The following is a 16,444-nucleotide window of genomic DNA, read 5'->3' as shown; positions in this document are numbered from 1 at the left end:
TTCTTTGATCAGACGAGGACAGAGCGCCGCTTCGCAGCGGTCTGTCCCCGGTTTTAGTCAGACGAGGACAGAGCGCCGCTTCGCAGCGGACTGTCCCCGGTTTTAGTCAGACGAGGACAGAGCGCCGCTTCGCAGCGGTCTGTCCCCGGTGTAATTATTTCTCCGTATCGACCAGGCCCTTGACGAACCATTTTTGCATCAGGACCACGACCAGCGCCGGCGGCAACATGGCCAGGATGGCCGCGGCCATGACCACGTTCCATTCGGTCCAAGACTCGCCCGAAATCAGACGTTTGATGCCCAGCACGACGGGGTACATGTCTTCGTTGGTGGTCACCAGCAGGGGCCACAGGTACTGGTTCCAGCCATAGATGAACTGGATCACAAACAGCGCCGCGATGTTGGTGGCCGACAAAGGCAGCAGCACGTCTTTGAAAAAGCGCATGGGTCCAGCCCCATCCATGCGGGCGGCTTCCACCAGCTCGTCGGGAATGGTCAGGAAAAACTGTCGAAACAAAAAGGTGGCCGTGGCCGAGGCGATCAGCGGCACCGTCAGGCCCGCAAAGCTGTTGAGCAAGCCCAGGCCTGCCACCACCTCGTAGGTGGGGCTGATGCGCACTTCGACCGGCAGCATCAGGGTGACAAAAATCATCCAGAACACCATGTTGCGCAGCGGGAAGCGGAAATACACGATGGCAAAGGCCGACAGCAGCGAGATGGCGATCTTGCCGATGGCGATGCCCAAGGCACTGATCAGGCTGACTTGCATCATGGGCCACATGGCCGGCAAGGGACTGCCTTGCGAGTTGCTGCCGCCAAACAATGTCAGGCGGTAGGTTTCCCAAAAATGGCTGCCCGGCACCATGGACATGGGCACACTTTGGTTGATTTGCTGGGCGGTTTGGGTTGAGCCGACCAAGGTCAGGTAGAGCGGAAAGGCCACGATGGCCACGCCAATCAGCAAGATGACATGCCGTAAGAGTTGCAGGCCAGGGCGTCGTTCGATCATGTGCGGCCTCCAGTGGCCAGGGGTGAGGGCGACATCAGTACTGCACTTTCTTCTCGACAAACTTGAACTGCAACACGGTGAGCGAGACCACGATCACCATCAGCACCACCGATTGCGCGGCTGAGCTGCCCATGTCCAGCGCCTTGAAGCCGTCGTAATACACCTTGTAAACCAGGATGGCCGTGTCTTTGCCGGGGCCGCCGTGGGTGGTGGCGTCCACGATGGCGAAGGTGTCAAAGAAGGCGTAAACAATGTTGATCACCAGCAAAAAGAAGGTGGTGGGCGACAAAAGCGGGAACACGATGGTCCAAAAACGCCTCCAGGGGCTGGCCCCGTCGATGGCAGCCGCTTCAATCAACGATTTGGGGATGGACTGCAAGCCCGCCAGAAAAAACAGAAAGTTGTAGGAAATTTGCTTCCAGACCGCCGCCATCACGATCAGCGCCATGGCGTGGTTGGGGTTGAGCAGGTGGTTCCACTCGATGCCCATGGCCCTGAGCGCGTAGCCCACCACGCCCATCGGCGAGGCAAACATGAACAGCCACAACACGCCCGCGACGACCGGGGCCACCGCGTAAGGCCAGATCAGCAGGGTTTTGTACAGGCCCGCACCGCGCCCGACCCGGTCGGCCATCACGGCCAACAGCAGCGAGACCGACAGGCCTGTGACCGCCACCAAGACAGAAAACACGGCGGTGGTTTTGAAAGAGTCCAGGTAGCCGCTGTCGTTCCACAGGCGAGAGAAGTTCTCCAGGCCCACAAACTCACGCGAAGCGCCAAAGGCATCCTCTTGCAGCACGCTTTGGTAAAGCGCTTGCCCGGCAGGCCAGAAAAAAAACACCAGCACGATGCTCAGCTGGGGCGCAATCAGCAGCCAGGGCAGCCAGCGGGATTTGAAACGGACGCGTTTTTCCATAAATTCTTTGCAAAGCTGGGGTCTGAAGTGTCACCCCAAAATGCGCAAGAGCAGAGGACATGCCTCTGCTCCATTTTGCTGCTGGCCGCCCCATGGAACGGTCAAGCGGTCACTGCATCACTTGTTGGCTTTTTCGAAGCGTTCGAGCTGTTCATTGCCACGCTTGATGGCCATGTCCAGGGCTTCTTGGGTGCCCTTTTTGCCGCTCCACACGCCTTCCAGCTCCTCGTCGATGATGGTGCGGATTTGCACAAAGTTGCCCAGACGCACGCCACGCGACTTGTCGGTGGTCTTGCGGATCATCTGGGTGACAGAAACGTCGGTGCCGGGGTTCTTCTTGTAGAAGCCCGACTTTTCGGTCACCTCAAAAGAGGACTTGGTCACGGGCAGGTAGCCGGTGCGCTGGTGGCTGGCGGCCGCCACATTGTCTTTGGACAGGTGGGCAAAGAACTGCGCCACGCCTTTGTATTCAGGGGCTTTTTTGCCGCTCATGACCCAGAGGCTGGCGCCGCCAATCACGGTGTTTTGGGGCGCACCGTTGACATCGGGGTAATAGGGCAGGGTGCCGATGCCGTAGCCAAATTTGCCGTTGCGCACCACGCTGCCATACAAAGCCGAGGAGCCGGTGGCCATGGCGCATTCGCCCGAAACAAAAGTCGCGTCGGCTGCGTTGCCACGGCCTTTGTAGACAAACAGGCCCTGCTTGGCCATGTTGGCCAGGTTGTCAATGTGGCGCACATGCAATGGGGTGTTGAAGCTCAAACGTGCGTCCATGCCGCGCATGCCGTTGCCCTTGGTGGCGAATTCGGTGTTGTGCCAGGCCGAGAAGCTCTCGAGCTGCGTCCAGCTGATCCAACTGGTGGTGAAGGGGCACTTGTGGCCGCTGGCTTTGAGCTTGGCGGCGGCCAAAGCCACTTCAGGCCAGGTGGTGGGCGGGGTGTTGGGGTCCAGGCCTGCGGCCTTGAAAGCGTCCTTGTTGTAATGAAAGACGGGGGTGGAGCTGTTGAATGGGAAGCTCAACATTTGGCCGTTGGGGGCGGTGTAGTAACCGGCCACGGCGGGCACATAGGCGTTTTGGTCAAATTTGAGGCCAGCATCTTGCATGACCTTGCCCACGGGCACGATGGCGCCCTTGCTGGCCATCATGGTGGCCGTGCCCACTTCGAACACCTGCAGGATGTGGGGCGCATTGCCCGCACGGTAGGCGGCAATGGCAGCGGTCATGGACTCGTCGTAGCTGCCCTTGAAGGTGGGCACTATTTTGTAGTCTTTTTGGCTGGCGTTGAAGTCTTTGGCCAGATCGTTGACCCACTCACCCAGGGCGCCGCCCATCGAGTGCCACCACTGGATCTCGGTCTGGGCTTGGGCGGAGAGGCTGGCCAGGCCCAAAGCCAGGGCGGAGAGGGTAAGTTTGAATTTCATGGCGTTTCCTGAAAAGTAAGGAAGTCTTGATTTGCCCAATACAAACAGGCAATTCCGAGGCTTCACTTTCGTGGCTGTTGATGTCAAATGGATTAAAACTGTGTGACAGTTGCAAGGCAATCCGGGGTTTCCATGAGCGCAGACCTGTGGGTGACAGGTGCCCCCACCCCCGGCGTGTGTTTGTTGCACTGCGGTAACATTGCCCCTCAGCCGCTTTGACACCTGTTTTGGGTCTGGCTGACAGCGTCTTCAGCGACGCCTTTGACTGCGCCATACCCATGAATGCACCCACCACGCTCCAACATTTGATGCAAGCCGACGCCGATGCGCCGCGCCTGCGCGAGATCCCCTACAACTACACGAGCTTCTCTGACCGCGAAATCGTGCTGCGTTTGCTGGGCGAATCGGCTTGGGATCTTTTGAACCAATTGCGCCAAGAGCGGGGCACGGGTCGATCGGCTCGGATGTTGTACGAAGTCCTGGGCGACATCTGGGTGGTGGAGCGCAACCCCTATTTACAAGACGACTTGTTGGACAACCCGGCACGCCGCAAATTGCTGGTGGAAGCCTTGCAGCACCGCTTGGGCGAGGTCCAAAAGCGCCGCACGCCCGAGGCCGACACGGCCCGTGACAAGCTGGTGGGCCAGTTGCTCGCCATGGCCACCCAAGCCGTGACACAGTTCAGCGAACGTTTCACCCGCATGGCCAAGCTGCGCAGCCAAGTGCAAAAAACGCTGGGGCGCCTGACCGCCAAGGACAACATCAAGTTCGACGGCCTCTCGCGCGTGAGTCATGTGACCGACGCGACCGACTGGCGCGTGGAGTACCCCTTTGTGGTGCTGACCCCCGACAGCGAGACCGAAATGGCGGGGCTGGTCAAGGGCTGCATCGACTTGGGGCTGACCATCGTCCCGCGCGGCGGCGGCACGGGCTACACCGGTGGCGCGATTCCCTTGACCTGGAAGAGCGCGGTCATCAACACCGAAAAGCTCGAAGCCATGACCGAGGTCGAGATGGTCGACCTGCCCGGCATCGCGCACCCCATCCCGACCATCTACACCGAAGCCGGTGTGGTGACCCAACGCGTGGCCGATGCGGCCGAGCGCGGTGGTTTTGTCTTTGCGGTGGACCCGACTTCGGCCGAAGCCAGCTGCGTGGGCGGCAACATCGCCATGAACGCGGGCGGCAAAAAAGCGGTTTTGTGGGGCACTGCGCTCGACAACCTGGCCAGCTGGCGCATGGTCACGCCCGACGCCGAATGGCTGGACGTGGTGCGCATGGACCACAACATGGGCAAGATCCACGACGCCGAAGTTGCCACTTTTGAGTTGCGCTACTTCAAGGCCGATGGCAAAACCCCGATCCGCACCGAAACCCTGGTGATCCCGGGCAAGACTTTCCGCAAAGAAGGCCTGGGCAAGGACGTGACCGACAAGTTTTTGAGCGGTTTGCCGGGCGTGCAAAAAGAAGGCTGCGACGGCCTGATCACCAGCGCCCGTTGGGTGGTGCACCGCATGCCCACGCACACCCGCACCGTGTGCATGGAGTTCTTTGGCCACGCCCGCGAGGCGGTGCCCAGCATCGTCGAGATCAAGGACTTCATGTTTGCCGAGCAAAAGCGCACCGGCACCGTGATGGCCGGTTTGGAACACCTGGACGACCGCTATTTGCGGGCCGTGGGTTATTCGACCAAGAGCAAGCGCGGCGGTTTCCCCAAGATGGTCTTGATCGGTGACATTGCCGGTGACAACGCCGACGACGTGGCCAAGGCGACCAGCGAGATCGTGCGCATTGCCAACTCGCGCAGTGGCGAAGGTTTCATTGCCATCAGCCCCGAAGCGCGCAAAAAGTTTTGGCACGACCGCAAAAAGACAGCGGCTATTTCGCGCCACACCAACGCCTTCAAGGTCAACGAGGACGTGGTCATTCCGCTGCCGCGCATGGCCGAGTACACCGACGGCATCGAGCGCATCAACATCGAGCTGAGCCTGCGCAACAAGCTGCAGTTTTGCCGCGAGCTGGAAGATTTTCTGGTCAAGGGCAACCTGCCTTTGGGCAAACAAGACGATGCCAACGACATGCCTTCGGCCGAGTTGTTGGAAGACCGCGTGGCGCAAGCCCTGGCCGTGGTGCGCGAGGTGCGTGCGCAGTGGCAAGGTTGGTTGACCGATGTCGACGCCTTGTTTCCACAGTTGCAAGAGCACAGCCTGCGCGCCAGCTGGAAAACGCAAATTCGCCCGGCTTTCCAAAACATTTTCTCGGGCTCGGCCTTTTTGCCGATCCTGACCGAAGTCACGGCCATTCACCAACGCGTCCTCAAAGGCCGTGTGTGGGTGGCGCTGCACATGCATGCGGGTGACGGCAATGTGCACACCAATATTCCGGTCAACTCCGACAACTACGAGATGCTGCAGACCGCGCACGAGGCGGTCGCCCGCATCATGGTGCTGGCCCGCAGCCTGGACGGCGTGATCTCGGGCGAACACGGCATTGGCATCACCAAGCTGGAGTTTTTGACCGACGCCGAGTTGGCCAACTTCACCGCCTACAAAGCCAAAGTGGACCCCGAAGGGCGCTTCAACAAAGGCAAGCTGCTGCGCGGCGCGGCCCTCACGGGCTTGGGCGACGATGTGCATGCCGCCGATTTGACCCACGCCTACACCCCCAGCTTTGGCCTGATGGGCCACGAGTCGCTGATCATGCAGCAGTCGGACATCGGTGCGATTGCCGCCAGCGTGAAAGACTGTTTGCGCTGCGGCAAATGCAAACCCGTGTGCGCCACGCACGTGCCGCGCGCCAATTTGCTCTACAGCCCGCGCAACAAAATTTTGGCGACCTCCTTGCTGGTCGAGGCATTCCTCTACGAAGAACAAACCCGCCGTGGCATCTCGATCAAGCACTGGCAGGAATTCGAAGACGTGGCCGACCACTGCACCGTGTGCCACAAGTGCCTGACGCCTTGCCCGGTCAACATCGACTTTGGCGATGTGTCCATGAACATGCGCAACCTGCTGCGCAAGATGGGTCAGAAAAGCTTCCGCCCCGGCAACGCAGCGGCCATGTTCATGCTCAACGCCACCAACCCCGAAACCATCAAGTTGGCGCGTGCCGCCATGGTGGGCGTGGGCATGCGTGCGCAGCGCTTTGTGGCTGGGTTGCTCAAGGGCGTGGCCCGCAAGCAAACGAGTGCGCCACCGGCCTCGGTGGGCACCGCGCCCATCAAAGAGCAGGTGATCCACTTCATCAACAAAAAGATGCCGGGCAACTTGCCCAAGAAAACCGCGCGTGCTTTGCTGGACATCGAAGACAACGACTACGTGCCCATCATCCGCAACCCAAAGGCCACCACCTCAGAATCCGAAGCGGTGTTTTACTTCCCCGGTTGCGGCTCCGAGCGCCTGTTCAGCCAAGTGGGTTTGGCCACCCAGGCCATGCTCTGGCATGTGGGTGTGCAGACCGTGTTGCCGCCGGGCTACCTGTGCTGCGGCTACCCGCAAAAAGGCTCGGGCCAGTTTGACAAGGCCGAGAAGATCATCACCGACAACCGTGTGCTGTTCCACCGCGTGGCCAACACGCTCAACTACCTGGACATCAAGACCGTGGTGGTGAGCTGCGGTACTTGTTATGACCAGCTGCAGGGCTACCAGTTCGACAAGATCTTCCCGGGCTGCCGCATCATCGACATCCACGAGTTCTTGCTCGAAAAAGGCATGAAGCTGGACGCAGGCGGGGCCTATCTGTACCACGACCCTTGCCACAGCCCCATGAAGCAGCAAGAGCCCATGAAGACCGTCAATGCCTTGATGGGGGATAACGTGCTCGAGAGCAAACGCTGCTGCGGCGAGTCGGGCACGCTGGGCGTGACGCGCCCCGATATTTCGACCCAGGTGCGCTTTCGCAAAGAAGAAGAGCTGCTCAAAGGCGAAGCGGCTTTGCGCAGCAGCGGTGCGCTGGCCCCTCAGGCCAACGTGAAAATCCTGACCAGCTGCCCCAGCTGCCTGCAAGGCTTGTCGCGTTTTGGCGACGACATGAAAAACGGTCTGCTCGAAGCCGACTACATCGTGGTCGAGATGGCCAAGCACATCCTGGGCGAAGCATGGATGCCCGAATACGTGAGTGCAGCCAATGCGGGCGGCATTGAGCGCGTGTTGGTTTAAATTGGAAAGCGGAACATGGCCGGATTGAAAAAAGACATGCCCACCCCCGAGTCCTTGACCGTGCACGGTCAGACCCGGGTTCTGGAAATCGGGTTTTCCGATGGCGCGCAGTTCCGCATCCCTTTTGAGCTGATGCGTGTTTATTCGCCCTCGGCCGAGGTACAAGGCCATGGCCCGGGACAGGAAGTGCTGCAAACCGGCAAGCGCGAGGTCGGCATTGCCGAAATCGAACCTGTGGGCAATTACGCGGTGAAGCCGACCTTCACCGATGGCCACGAGTCGGGCCTGTTCACATGGGAATACCTGTACTTCTTGGGTGACCAGCAAGAGGCCTTGTGGAAACAATACGAAGACCGCCTGCAAGCTGCAGGCATGAGCCGCGATGCGCCCATGGTCGAGGCCGCTGCCGGCGGCAGTTGCGGTCACCAACATTGAGGGCCCCGTCATGAGCACCACCCATTTCGGTTTCAAGACCGTCGATGAAACAGAAAAAGCCAAGCATGTGCGCGGCGTGTTCGACTCGGTTGCGTCCAAATACGATGTGATGAACGACCTGATGTCCATGGGCTTGCACCGCGTGTGGAAGGCCTACACCGTGCAGGTGGCCAACCTCAAAGAGGGCGATCAGGTGCTCGACATCGCAGGCGGTACGGGCGATTTGTCCATGGCGTTCGCCAAAAAAGTGGGTGCCACGGGCCGCGTGGTTCACACCGACATCAACGAAGCCATGTTGTCCACCGGCCGTGACCGTTTGGTCGATCACGGCCTGGCCTTGCCCACGCTGGTGTGCGATGCCGAAAAACTGCCATTTCCAGATGCCCATTTCAACGTGGTCAGTGTGGCTTTTGGGCTGCGCAATATGACCCACAAAGACGTGGCGCTGAAGGAAATGTGCCGTGTGCTCAAGCCGGGCGGAAAATTGCTGGTGCTGGAGTTTTCCAAAGTGGCCAAACCCCTGGAAAAAGCTTACGACTGGTACAGCTTCAAGATACTGCCCCAATTGGGCAAGCTGGTGGCGGGAGACGCCGACAGTTACCGCTATCTGGCCGAATCGATTCGCATGCATCCCAGCCAAGAGGATTTGAAAACCCTTATGAAAAATGCCGGATTTGGGCATGTGGATTTTCACAATTTATCGGCCGGGGTGGTAGCCTTGCACATGGGCATCAAGTGCTGAGGCCCACAAACCGAATTTCCTGAGTTGGAGACACCATGAACAACAAGTTGATGACCCTGATGCTCGCTGGCGTGATGGCACTGGGCAGTCTGAATGCTGAAGCCGCACGCCGCATGGGGGGTGGCAAATCCATTGGTCAGCAGTCGAACCAGGTCACCAAGCGCGATGCCGCGCCTCAAACACCTGCTGCACCTGCCCAAAATGCGGCACCTGCGAACGTCGCCAAACCGGCTGCTGCACCTGCTGCTGCTGCCGCACCCAAGAAGCCTTGGGGTGCCATGCTGGGTGGTTTGGCCGCGGGTCTGGGCCTGGCTTGGTTGGCCAGCTCCCTCGGTATGGGTGAAGCTTTTGGCAACATCTTGATGGCTTTGTTGATCGGTGTGGCTGTGGTCGCGGTGATTGGCATGGTCATGCGGGCCCGTCGTGGCGCTGCTTCTCAAAACGGTGGTCTGGCTTACCAAGGGGCCGGCGCTTCTGCGGAAAACCCGGCCACCTACAAACAGTACAGCCCCCAAAACGTGGGCAACGACGCCTCGGCTCGCCCATGGGAAGGCCAAAACACCCGCTTCGACAGCTCGGCTGCTTCCCAATCGACGGGCTCCATGATCGGCTCGGGCATTGGCTCAGGTCTGAGTGGTTCGCAAACCTGGGGCATCCCAGCCGGCTTTGATGTGGACAGTTTCATCACAGCCGCCAAACGCAATTTCGTGACCTTGCAAGACGCCTGGGACCGTTCGGACATCAGCGCACTGCGCTCCATGATGACGGACGCCATGGTGGTGGAAATCCGCAACCAGTTGGCTGAGCGCGAAGCGCAGTTCCCTGGTCAGCCCAACAAGACCGAAGTGGTCATGCTCGACGCCCAGCTCTTGGGCATTGAAGAGCAGGCCGATGCTTACATGGCCAGTGTCGAGTTCAACGGCATGATCCGTGAGGACGCTGCTTCTGGCCCGAGCCCATTCCGCGAAGTCTGGAACATGACCAAGTCCAAGCAGGGCGGTGGCTGGCTGGTGGCTGGCGTGCAAGCACTGCAATAAAGCCCTGGCTCTTTGGGGCCTGCACTTTCGGGAATAATCGGGGACTATGGCAACACAGTCCCCTTTTTCATGGGCCGCTCAGGCGCTTCCCGACCTGGCCGCTCAAATGGCCAAGCAGTTCAGCACTTCTTTTCACCCCCCTGAATGGGTGATCGATGAAACCGTGAACCGTTTGGTCCTGTTTCTCAACCATGTCCTGATGAGCGAGCCTGAGGCCATGGCGCGTTTGGCGCGCCAAAAAAACCAGCGCATCGCGCTGGTGTGGGATCGCTTGGAATTGCAATTGACGCCCACCCCTGCGGGGCTGCTGGAGCGCGGCCGATTTGATGGCTTTGATTTGCGCCTGACCGTGACCGAAGAATCGGTCACCACACTGGTGTCGGCTTTGGCGCGGGGCGACAAGCCCAAGGTGCGCATTGAAGGCGATGTGCAACTGGCCGCAGAAGTCAATTGGCTGATCGATCACGTGCGCTGGGATGCCGAAGAGGACTTGGCCCGCTTGATCGGGGACGCAGCAGCGCACACCCTGGCGCAAGCTGCCCGTCAAGCGGCGAGCGCTTTGCGCAGCTTTGTGGCCAAGCGCCCTGGCACTGAACTTCGCACAGGCGGCGCAGCATGATGCGCTGGAGCCGTTTTGGACGCGGCGCCTTCATTGTCTTCATCGTCTTGCGCTATGGCCTGGACGAATTGGTGCTCTCGAGCTTTCAAAAACCATGGCTGCGTGTGTTGGCGCGCGTGCTGTCGGTGGGGCGCGATTTGCGCTCACCACGGGCCGTGCGCCTGCGTGAAGCCCTTGAGCGCTTGGGTCCGATTTTTGTGAAATTTGGACAGGTCTTGTCCACACGCCGTGACTTGCTGGCCCCGGACATCGCCGAGGAGTTGGCCAAGCTGCAAGACCGCGTGCCGCCCTTCAGTTCAGCCATTGCCGTGGCCTCGATTGAGCGGGCCTTCAGCCGCCCGGTGGACGATATTTTTGAGACGTTTGAACGCGAGCCCGTGGCCAGCGCTTCGATCGCGCAGGTCCACTTTGCCACCCTGCGTGGCAAAACAGGCGACTTGCGTGAGGTGGCGGTCAAAGTTTTGCGCCCGGGCATGCTGCCCGTCATCGACAAAGACCTGAGCCTGATGCGCATGATGGCCGGCTGGGTGGAAAACCTGAGCGCTGACGGCAAACGCCTCAAGCCGCGCGAGGTGGTGGCCGAGTTTGACAAATACCTGCACGACGAATTGGACCTGGTGCGCGAAGCCGCCAACGCCGCGCAGCTGCGCCGCAACATGCAAGGCCTCCATTTGGTGCTGATCCCCGAGATGATCTGGGACTTTTGTCACCCTGAGGTCATCGTCATGGAGCGCATGCACGGCGTGCCCATCAGCCAGGTCGACCGTTTGCGCGAAGCGGGTGTGGACATTCCCAAATTGGCGCGCGATGGCGTGACCCTGTTCTTCACGCAGGTGTTTCGCGACGGGTTCTTTCATGCGGACATGCACCCTGGCAACATCCAGGTGAGCTTGGCGCCTGAAACTTTTGGGCGCTACATCTCGCTCGATTTCGGTATCGTGGGCACCCTCACCGAGTACGACAAAGAGTACTTGGCACAGAACTTCACTGCTTTTTTCCGCCGCGACTACAAGCGCGTGGCGGAGCTGCACATCGAGTCGGGCTGGGTTCCGGCCGAGACGCGTGTGGACGAATTGGAGTCGGCCATCCGCGCCGTTTGTGAGCCCTATTTCGATCGCCCACTCAAAGAAATTTCGCTGGGCATGGTGCTCATGCGGTTGTTTCAGACCTCGCGCCGCTTTCAGGTGGAGATTCAGCCGCAACTGGTTCTTTTGCAGAAAACCTTGCTCAACATCGAAGGCTTGGGCCGCGATTTGGACCCTGAGTTGGACCTGTGGAGCACCGCCAAACCCTTTCTAGAGACTTGGATGCTGGAGCAAATTGGCCCCAAGAAGTTGTGGGAAGAGTTGAAGGGACAAGCGCCGCATTACGCCAAGCTGCTGCCTCAGTTGCCGCGCTTGTTGCATGACTATTTGCAACAAAACCGATCGCACGATGCCAAGCAGATCGATCAGTTGTTGGCTGAGCAAAAGCGCACCAACAAATTGTTGCAAACCCTGGTGTATGCGGGTTTGGGTTTTGTGCTGTCTTTGTTGGTCTTGCAAGTCGGAACACGCTTGCATGGGTTCTTTTAAACGCTGTATCAAGAGGGGACGAAGGTGTTGCTGACATTTGTGATCGCATATTTGGCCGTGACCATCGGCATCGGTTTGTTGGCTGCGCGCCGGGTCCATGGGGCCAAGGATTATTTGGTGGCGGGCCGAAGTTTGCCGCTTTACATGAATGTGGCCACAGTGTTTGCCACCTGGTTCGGCGCTGAAACGGTGTTGTCGGTATCGGCAACCTTTGCCAAAGACGGTTTGAATGGCATACCGGGCGACCCATTTGGCGCCACCTTTTGTTTGGTTTTGGCCGCCTTGTTGTTCGCCAAATTGTTTTACCGCTTGAACCTCTTGACCATCGGTGACTTTTACAAAGTGCGCTACGGCAAGTCGGTAGAGGTTTTGACCAGTGTGGCCATCGTCGTCTCTTATCTGGGCTGGACCTCAGCGCAGTTGACGGCTTTGGGTTTGGTCATCCATGTCTTGTCCGCAGGTTCCATTGAGTTGAACCACGCCATCATGATGGGCGCTGCCGTGGTCTTGGTCTACACCGTCTTTGGCGGGATGTGGTCGGTGGCCTTCACGGACTTGTTCCAGTCGGTGATCATTGTCGTGGGCTTGGTGCTGGTGGCCTGGCTGGTGGGGGGCAACGCGGGTGGCTTTGAAAAGGTGGTGGCCCAAGCCGCGGCCGATGGCAAATTCGACATGTTCCCGGCAGACATGGATGGCGCGGCATGGTGGGCCATGGCCGGTGCATTTTTCGCTTTCGCTTTTGGTTCTATCCCGCAGCAAGACGTGTTCCAACAGATGACCAGTGCGAAAGACGAAAAAACAGCCCAGCGCGGCACCATTTTGGGGGGCTTGCTGTATTTCGTGATCGCTTTCATTCCGCTCTACATCGCCTACGCGGCGCTGATGGCTCACCCCGAACTCAAGGCCTTGTTTGAGTCGGAGGACGCACGGACCATCCAGCGCATCTTGCCCGATTTGGTGTTGGGAAAAATGCCTTTGTGGGCGCAAATTTTGTTCTTTGGTGCTTTGCTTTCTGCCATTTTGTCGACCGCAAGCGGTGCCTTGCTGGCGCCTACCGCGACATTCACCGAGAACGTGCTCAAGCCTTTTGTTCCCCGCATGAGTGACCGCCAATTCCTGCTCTTGCTGCGTGTCATCCTGGTGACTTTCACCGCGTGTGCCTTGCTGTTTGCGCTCAACAGCACCAGCACCATGTATGAAATGGTCCAAAACGCTTACAACGTCACCTTGACTGGCGCCTTTGTTCCTTTGATGGCGGGCGCATTTTGGCGCCGCGCCAATACGCAAGGTGCGCTGCTGTCGGTGCTCAGCGGCGTGGGGACTTGGCTCGCATTGACCCTGTTGGGCCTTGAAACCCTGGTGCCTGCCAATTTGTGGGGTCTTTTGGCCTCTGTTGTGGGGATGTGGGTGGGCTCCTTGTTGCCATCGCTTGTCCGCAACCAAGGGCAATCGGTGGTGAGTGCGCTGCATCACGCGAGCGGCGCACACCATGGCGCCAAAGATGCCCCGGTGAAGTGACCCGACAAGTCCAAAGGTCCTAGGGGGACAGCGTTGCAAAGCCTATAATTGAAGGTTTTCTTGCATCACCCTCAAAGGCCTTTTCCATGCCCATTTACGCCTACAAATGCGACGCCTGCGGCCATGCCAAGGATGTCCTGCAAAAAATGAGCGATGACCCCCTGACCGTTTGCCCGGTCTGTGCGGCGCCTCAATTCAACAAACAACTCACCGCGCCAGGCTTTCAGCTCAAAGGCACGGGCTGGTATGCCACCGACTTCAAAGGCGGCGGGGCGGCCGCTGTGCCAGCAGCTTCTGGCACGGCCGCTGACGCGGTTTCAAGCCCCGCGCCATCTCCGAGTGCGGACACAGCGGCACCCGCCGCCACATCGCCCGCCGCAACGACAGCGAGCGCGGGTGGCTGCGCAGCATCCTGCGCCTGCCACTGAGCACGTTTGTGCCTGACCTCACCGATTGCAAAAAACCATGAAACACCGCAGCTTCAAACAGTATTTCATCACCGGCTTGTTGGTGTGGCTGCCTTTGGCGATCACCGTGTGGGTGCTCATGTGGTTGGTCGGTTTGTTGGATGCCGTGTTCTTGGCGGTTTTGCATGCGGCCGACACCTTGATTCCTGGCATCCACGTCAATGCCGAATACCTGCGGGGCGTGCCCGGTCTGGGTGTGGCCATTGTGGCCTTGTTCATTTTTTCAACAGGTGTTTTTGTGGCCAACATGTTTGGCCAATGGTGGTTGCGCAGCTGGCACGGCTTGATGAACCGCATCCCTGTCGTGCGCAGCATCTACACCAGCGTCCGCCAAGTGGCTGACACCTTGTTTTCGGGCAGTGGCAATGCTTTTTCCAAAGCATTGCTGGTGCAGTATCCGCGCCAGGGGTCCTGGACCATCGCTTTCTTGACGGGCACACCCGGCGGTGAAGTCGCCAGCCACTTTGATCAGCCCTTGGTCAGTGTTTATGTGCCGACAACGCCCAACCCGACCTCCGGCTTCTTTTTGATGATGCCCAAGGCCGATGTGATTGAGCTGGACATGAGCGTTGACGATGCCTTGAAATACATCATCTCCATGGGGGTGGTGGTGCCTGGCACACCTGCCCCTGTGCCTGCAAACGACAGCGCATTGCCCAAGTCCGTTTGACCCCTTTTTGAATCCTGTTCCTGCGAATCCTGAAAGTACAACATGTCCATGCGTTCCCACTACTGCGGTCTGGTGACCGAAGCCCTGACGGGCGAATCCGTGAGCCTGTGCGGCTGGGTCAACCGTCGCCGTGACCACGGCGGCGTGATCTTCATTGACCTGCGCGACCGCGAGGGTTATGTCCAAGTGGTGTGTGACCCCGACCGTCCTGACATGTTCAAGGTCGCTGAAGACGTGCGCAACGAGTTTTGCGTACAGATCAAAGGGGTGGTGCGTGCCCGCCCTGACGGCACCACCAACGACAACATGAAAAGCGGCAAGATCGAAGTGCTGTGCCATGAGTTGATCGTGCTCAATGCCTCGGTGACGCCACCCTTCCAGATCGACGAAGAAAACCTGTCCGAGACGACCCGCCTCACGCACCGCGTGCTGGACCTGCGCCGCCCGTACATGCAAAACAACCTGATGCTGCGCTACAAAGTGGCGATGGAAGTGCGCAAGTACCTCGATGAAAACGGCTTTGTCGACATTGAGACCCCGATGCTCACCAAGAGCACGCCCGAAGGCGCACGCGACTACCTGGTGCCCAGCCGCGTACACGATGGCCAGTTCTTTGCGTTGCCTCAGTCCCCTCAGCTGTTCAAGCAGCTGTTGATGGTGGCGGGCTATGACCGTTACTACCAAATCACCAAGTGCTTCCGTGACGAAGATTTGCGTGCGGACCGCCAGCCCGAATTCACCCAGATCGATATCGAAACATCGTTCCTGACCGAAGAAGAAATCCGCGACATGTTCCAGAGCATGATCAAGCGGGTCTTCCAGAAGACCATTGGCGTTGATCTGGGCGAGTTCCCCGTCATGACTTACCAAGACGCGATGCATCTCTATGGTTCGGACAAGCCCGATTTGCGTGTGAAGTTGCAATTCACCGAAGTCACCGATGTGATGGGCGATGTGGACTTCAAGGTCTTCTCGGGTGCCGCCAACATGAAAGGCGGCCGCGTGGTGGCCTTGCGCGTGCCGAACGGCTCGGTCGAAGGCGGCGGCATCAGCCGCGGCGAGATCGACGCGTACACCGAGTTTGTCAAGATTTATGGCGCCAAAGGCCTGGCCTACATCCGCGTCAACGACCTGTCCAAAGGGCGTGATGGTTTGCAGTCGCCCATCGTCAAGAACATCCACGATGCGGCCTTGAATGCCGTGCTGGAGCGCTCGGGTGCCCAAAACGGCGACCTTATTTTCTTTGGCGCCGACAAGGAAAAAATCGTCAACGACGCCATTGGTGCTCTGCGCATCAAAATTGGTCACAGCGAGTTCGGCAAGAAAAACGGCCTGTTTGAAGACCGCTGGGCGCCGATGTGGGTGGTGGACTTCCCGATGTTCGAATACGACGACGAGAACCAGCGCTACACGGCGGTGCACCACCCCTTCACGGCGCCCAAGGACGGCCACGAGGACTGGATGGTCAGCGCCCCCGAGAAGTGCATCTCCAAAGGCTACGACATGGTGCTCAACGGTTGGGAAATGGGCGGCGGCTCGGTCCGTATCCACCGCGCCGACGTGCAGCAAAAAGTGTTTGACGCTTTGAAGATCACACCTGAAGAAGCCCAGCTCAAGTTCGGCTTCTTGCTCGACGCGCTGCAATACGGCGCACCGCCTCACGGTGGTTTGGCCTTCGGTCTGGACCGCATCGTGACCTTGATGACCGGCGCTGAGTCCATCCGAGACGTGATTGCCTTCCCCAAGACACAACGAGCGCAGTGTTTGCTCACCCAAGCGCCTAGCCCTGTGGACGAGAAGCAATTGCGCGAACTGCACATCCGCTTGCGCAATTTGGATGCGGCCAAAGCAGCCTGACCGCCAAAGACAAGCGACAAA

The 16,444-nt window shown here is 59.1% G+C and carries 13 protein-coding genes; 10 read left to right on the top strand and 3 right to left on the bottom strand.

Translation table 11 applies throughout. The features are described 5' to 3' along the window. Positions 1–154: 154 nt before the first annotated feature. The 3 genes from ugpE to ugpB form a co-directional block, all read right to left on the bottom strand. Entirely contained in the window at positions 155–1,009 is an 855-nt protein-coding gene (gene ugpE, locus B9Z31_RS09105; RefSeq protein ID WP_100119251.1) for a sn-glycerol-3-phosphate ABC transporter permease UgpE, read from the bottom strand. 34 nt (positions 1,010–1,043) lie between these two features. After that, positions 1,044–1,925, bottom strand: coding sequence for a sn-glycerol-3-phosphate ABC transporter permease UgpA (gene ugpA / locus B9Z31_RS09100; protein WP_100119250.1), 882 nt, complete (start codon positions 1,923–1,925; stop codon positions 1,044–1,046). A 117-nt stretch (positions 1,926–2,042) separates the two neighbouring features. Then, positions 2,043–3,347 carry a sn-glycerol-3-phosphate ABC transporter substrate-binding protein UgpB gene (ugpB, locus tag B9Z31_RS09095; protein ID WP_100119249.1) on the bottom strand — a complete coding sequence of 435 codons (1,305 nt, stop codon included), beginning with the start codon at positions 3,345–3,347 and terminating at the stop codon, positions 2,043–2,045. Positions 3,348–3,625: 278 nt separating this feature from the next. Between ugpB and B9Z31_RS09090 the strand changes: the two genes are divergently transcribed. From B9Z31_RS09090 to aspS, 10 genes are all read left to right on the top strand, one after another. Further along, the gene (locus B9Z31_RS09090; RefSeq protein ID WP_100119474.1) at positions 3,626–7,504 is read left to right on the top strand and encodes a DUF3683 domain-containing protein; all 3,879 of its coding nucleotides are present in this window, start codon (positions 3,626–3,628) and stop codon (positions 7,502–7,504) included. Between the two features lie 15 nt (positions 7,505–7,519). Continuing rightward, complete coding sequence (locus B9Z31_RS09085; protein ID WP_100119248.1) at positions 7,520–7,939, top strand: gamma-butyrobetaine hydroxylase-like domain-containing protein; 420 nt, start codon at positions 7,520–7,522, stop codon at positions 7,937–7,939. A 10-nt stretch (positions 7,940–7,949) separates the two neighbouring features. Beyond that, the gene (ubiE, locus tag B9Z31_RS09080) at positions 7,950–8,681 is read left to right on the top strand and encodes a bifunctional demethylmenaquinone methyltransferase/2-methoxy-6-polyprenyl-1,4-benzoquinol methylase UbiE (RefSeq protein ID WP_100119247.1); all 732 of its coding nucleotides are present in this window, start codon (positions 7,950–7,952) and stop codon (positions 8,679–8,681) included. 35 nt (positions 8,682–8,716) lie between these two features. Further along, positions 8,717–9,718 (top strand): Tim44 domain-containing protein, encoded by a 1,002-nt coding sequence (locus B9Z31_RS09075; protein ID WP_100119246.1) that lies wholly within the window; start codon positions 8,717–8,719, stop codon positions 9,716–9,718. A gap of 46 nt (positions 9,719–9,764) precedes the next feature. Further along, positions 9,765–10,337: a hypothetical protein gene (locus B9Z31_RS09070; RefSeq protein WP_100119245.1), complete on the top strand. Its 573-nt coding sequence runs from the start codon at positions 9,765–9,767 to the stop codon at positions 10,335–10,337. Further along, positions 10,334–11,911, top strand: a complete 1,578-nt coding sequence (ubiB, locus tag B9Z31_RS09065) for a ubiquinone biosynthesis regulatory protein kinase UbiB (protein ID WP_100119244.1) — start codon at positions 10,334–10,336, stop codon at positions 11,909–11,911. The genes B9Z31_RS09070 and ubiB overlap by 4 nt, the downstream gene beginning before the upstream one ends. 24 nt (positions 11,912–11,935) lie before the next feature. Further along, complete coding sequence (locus B9Z31_RS09060) at positions 11,936–13,429, top strand: sodium:solute symporter family protein (RefSeq protein WP_100119243.1); 1,494 nt, start codon at positions 11,936–11,938, stop codon at positions 13,427–13,429. Between the two features lie 86 nt (positions 13,430–13,515). Beyond that, positions 13,516–13,857: an FmdB family zinc ribbon protein gene (locus B9Z31_RS09055; protein ID WP_100119242.1), complete on the top strand. Its 342-nt coding sequence runs from the start codon at positions 13,516–13,518 to the stop codon at positions 13,855–13,857. Between the two features lie 37 nt (positions 13,858–13,894). Continuing rightward, on the top strand, positions 13,895–14,566 hold the full coding sequence (locus tag B9Z31_RS09050) for a DUF502 domain-containing protein (RefSeq protein ID WP_100119473.1): 672 nt from the start codon (positions 13,895–13,897) through the stop codon (positions 14,564–14,566). Positions 14,567–14,608: 42 nt separating this feature from the next. Beyond that, entirely contained in the window at positions 14,609–16,423 is a 1,815-nt protein-coding gene (gene aspS / locus B9Z31_RS09045) for an aspartate--tRNA ligase (RefSeq protein ID WP_100119241.1), read from the top strand. The last annotated feature ends 21 nt before the right edge of the window (positions 16,424–16,444 follow it).

Origin of the sequence: Limnohabitans sp. G3-2, from assembly GCF_002778275.1 — a bacterium.
GTDB lineage: Bacteria > Pseudomonadota > Gammaproteobacteria > Burkholderiales > Burkholderiaceae_C > Limnohabitans_A.
Note: the sequence above shows the minus strand (reverse complement) of the source record. Positions and strands in the feature narration are given on the sequence as shown.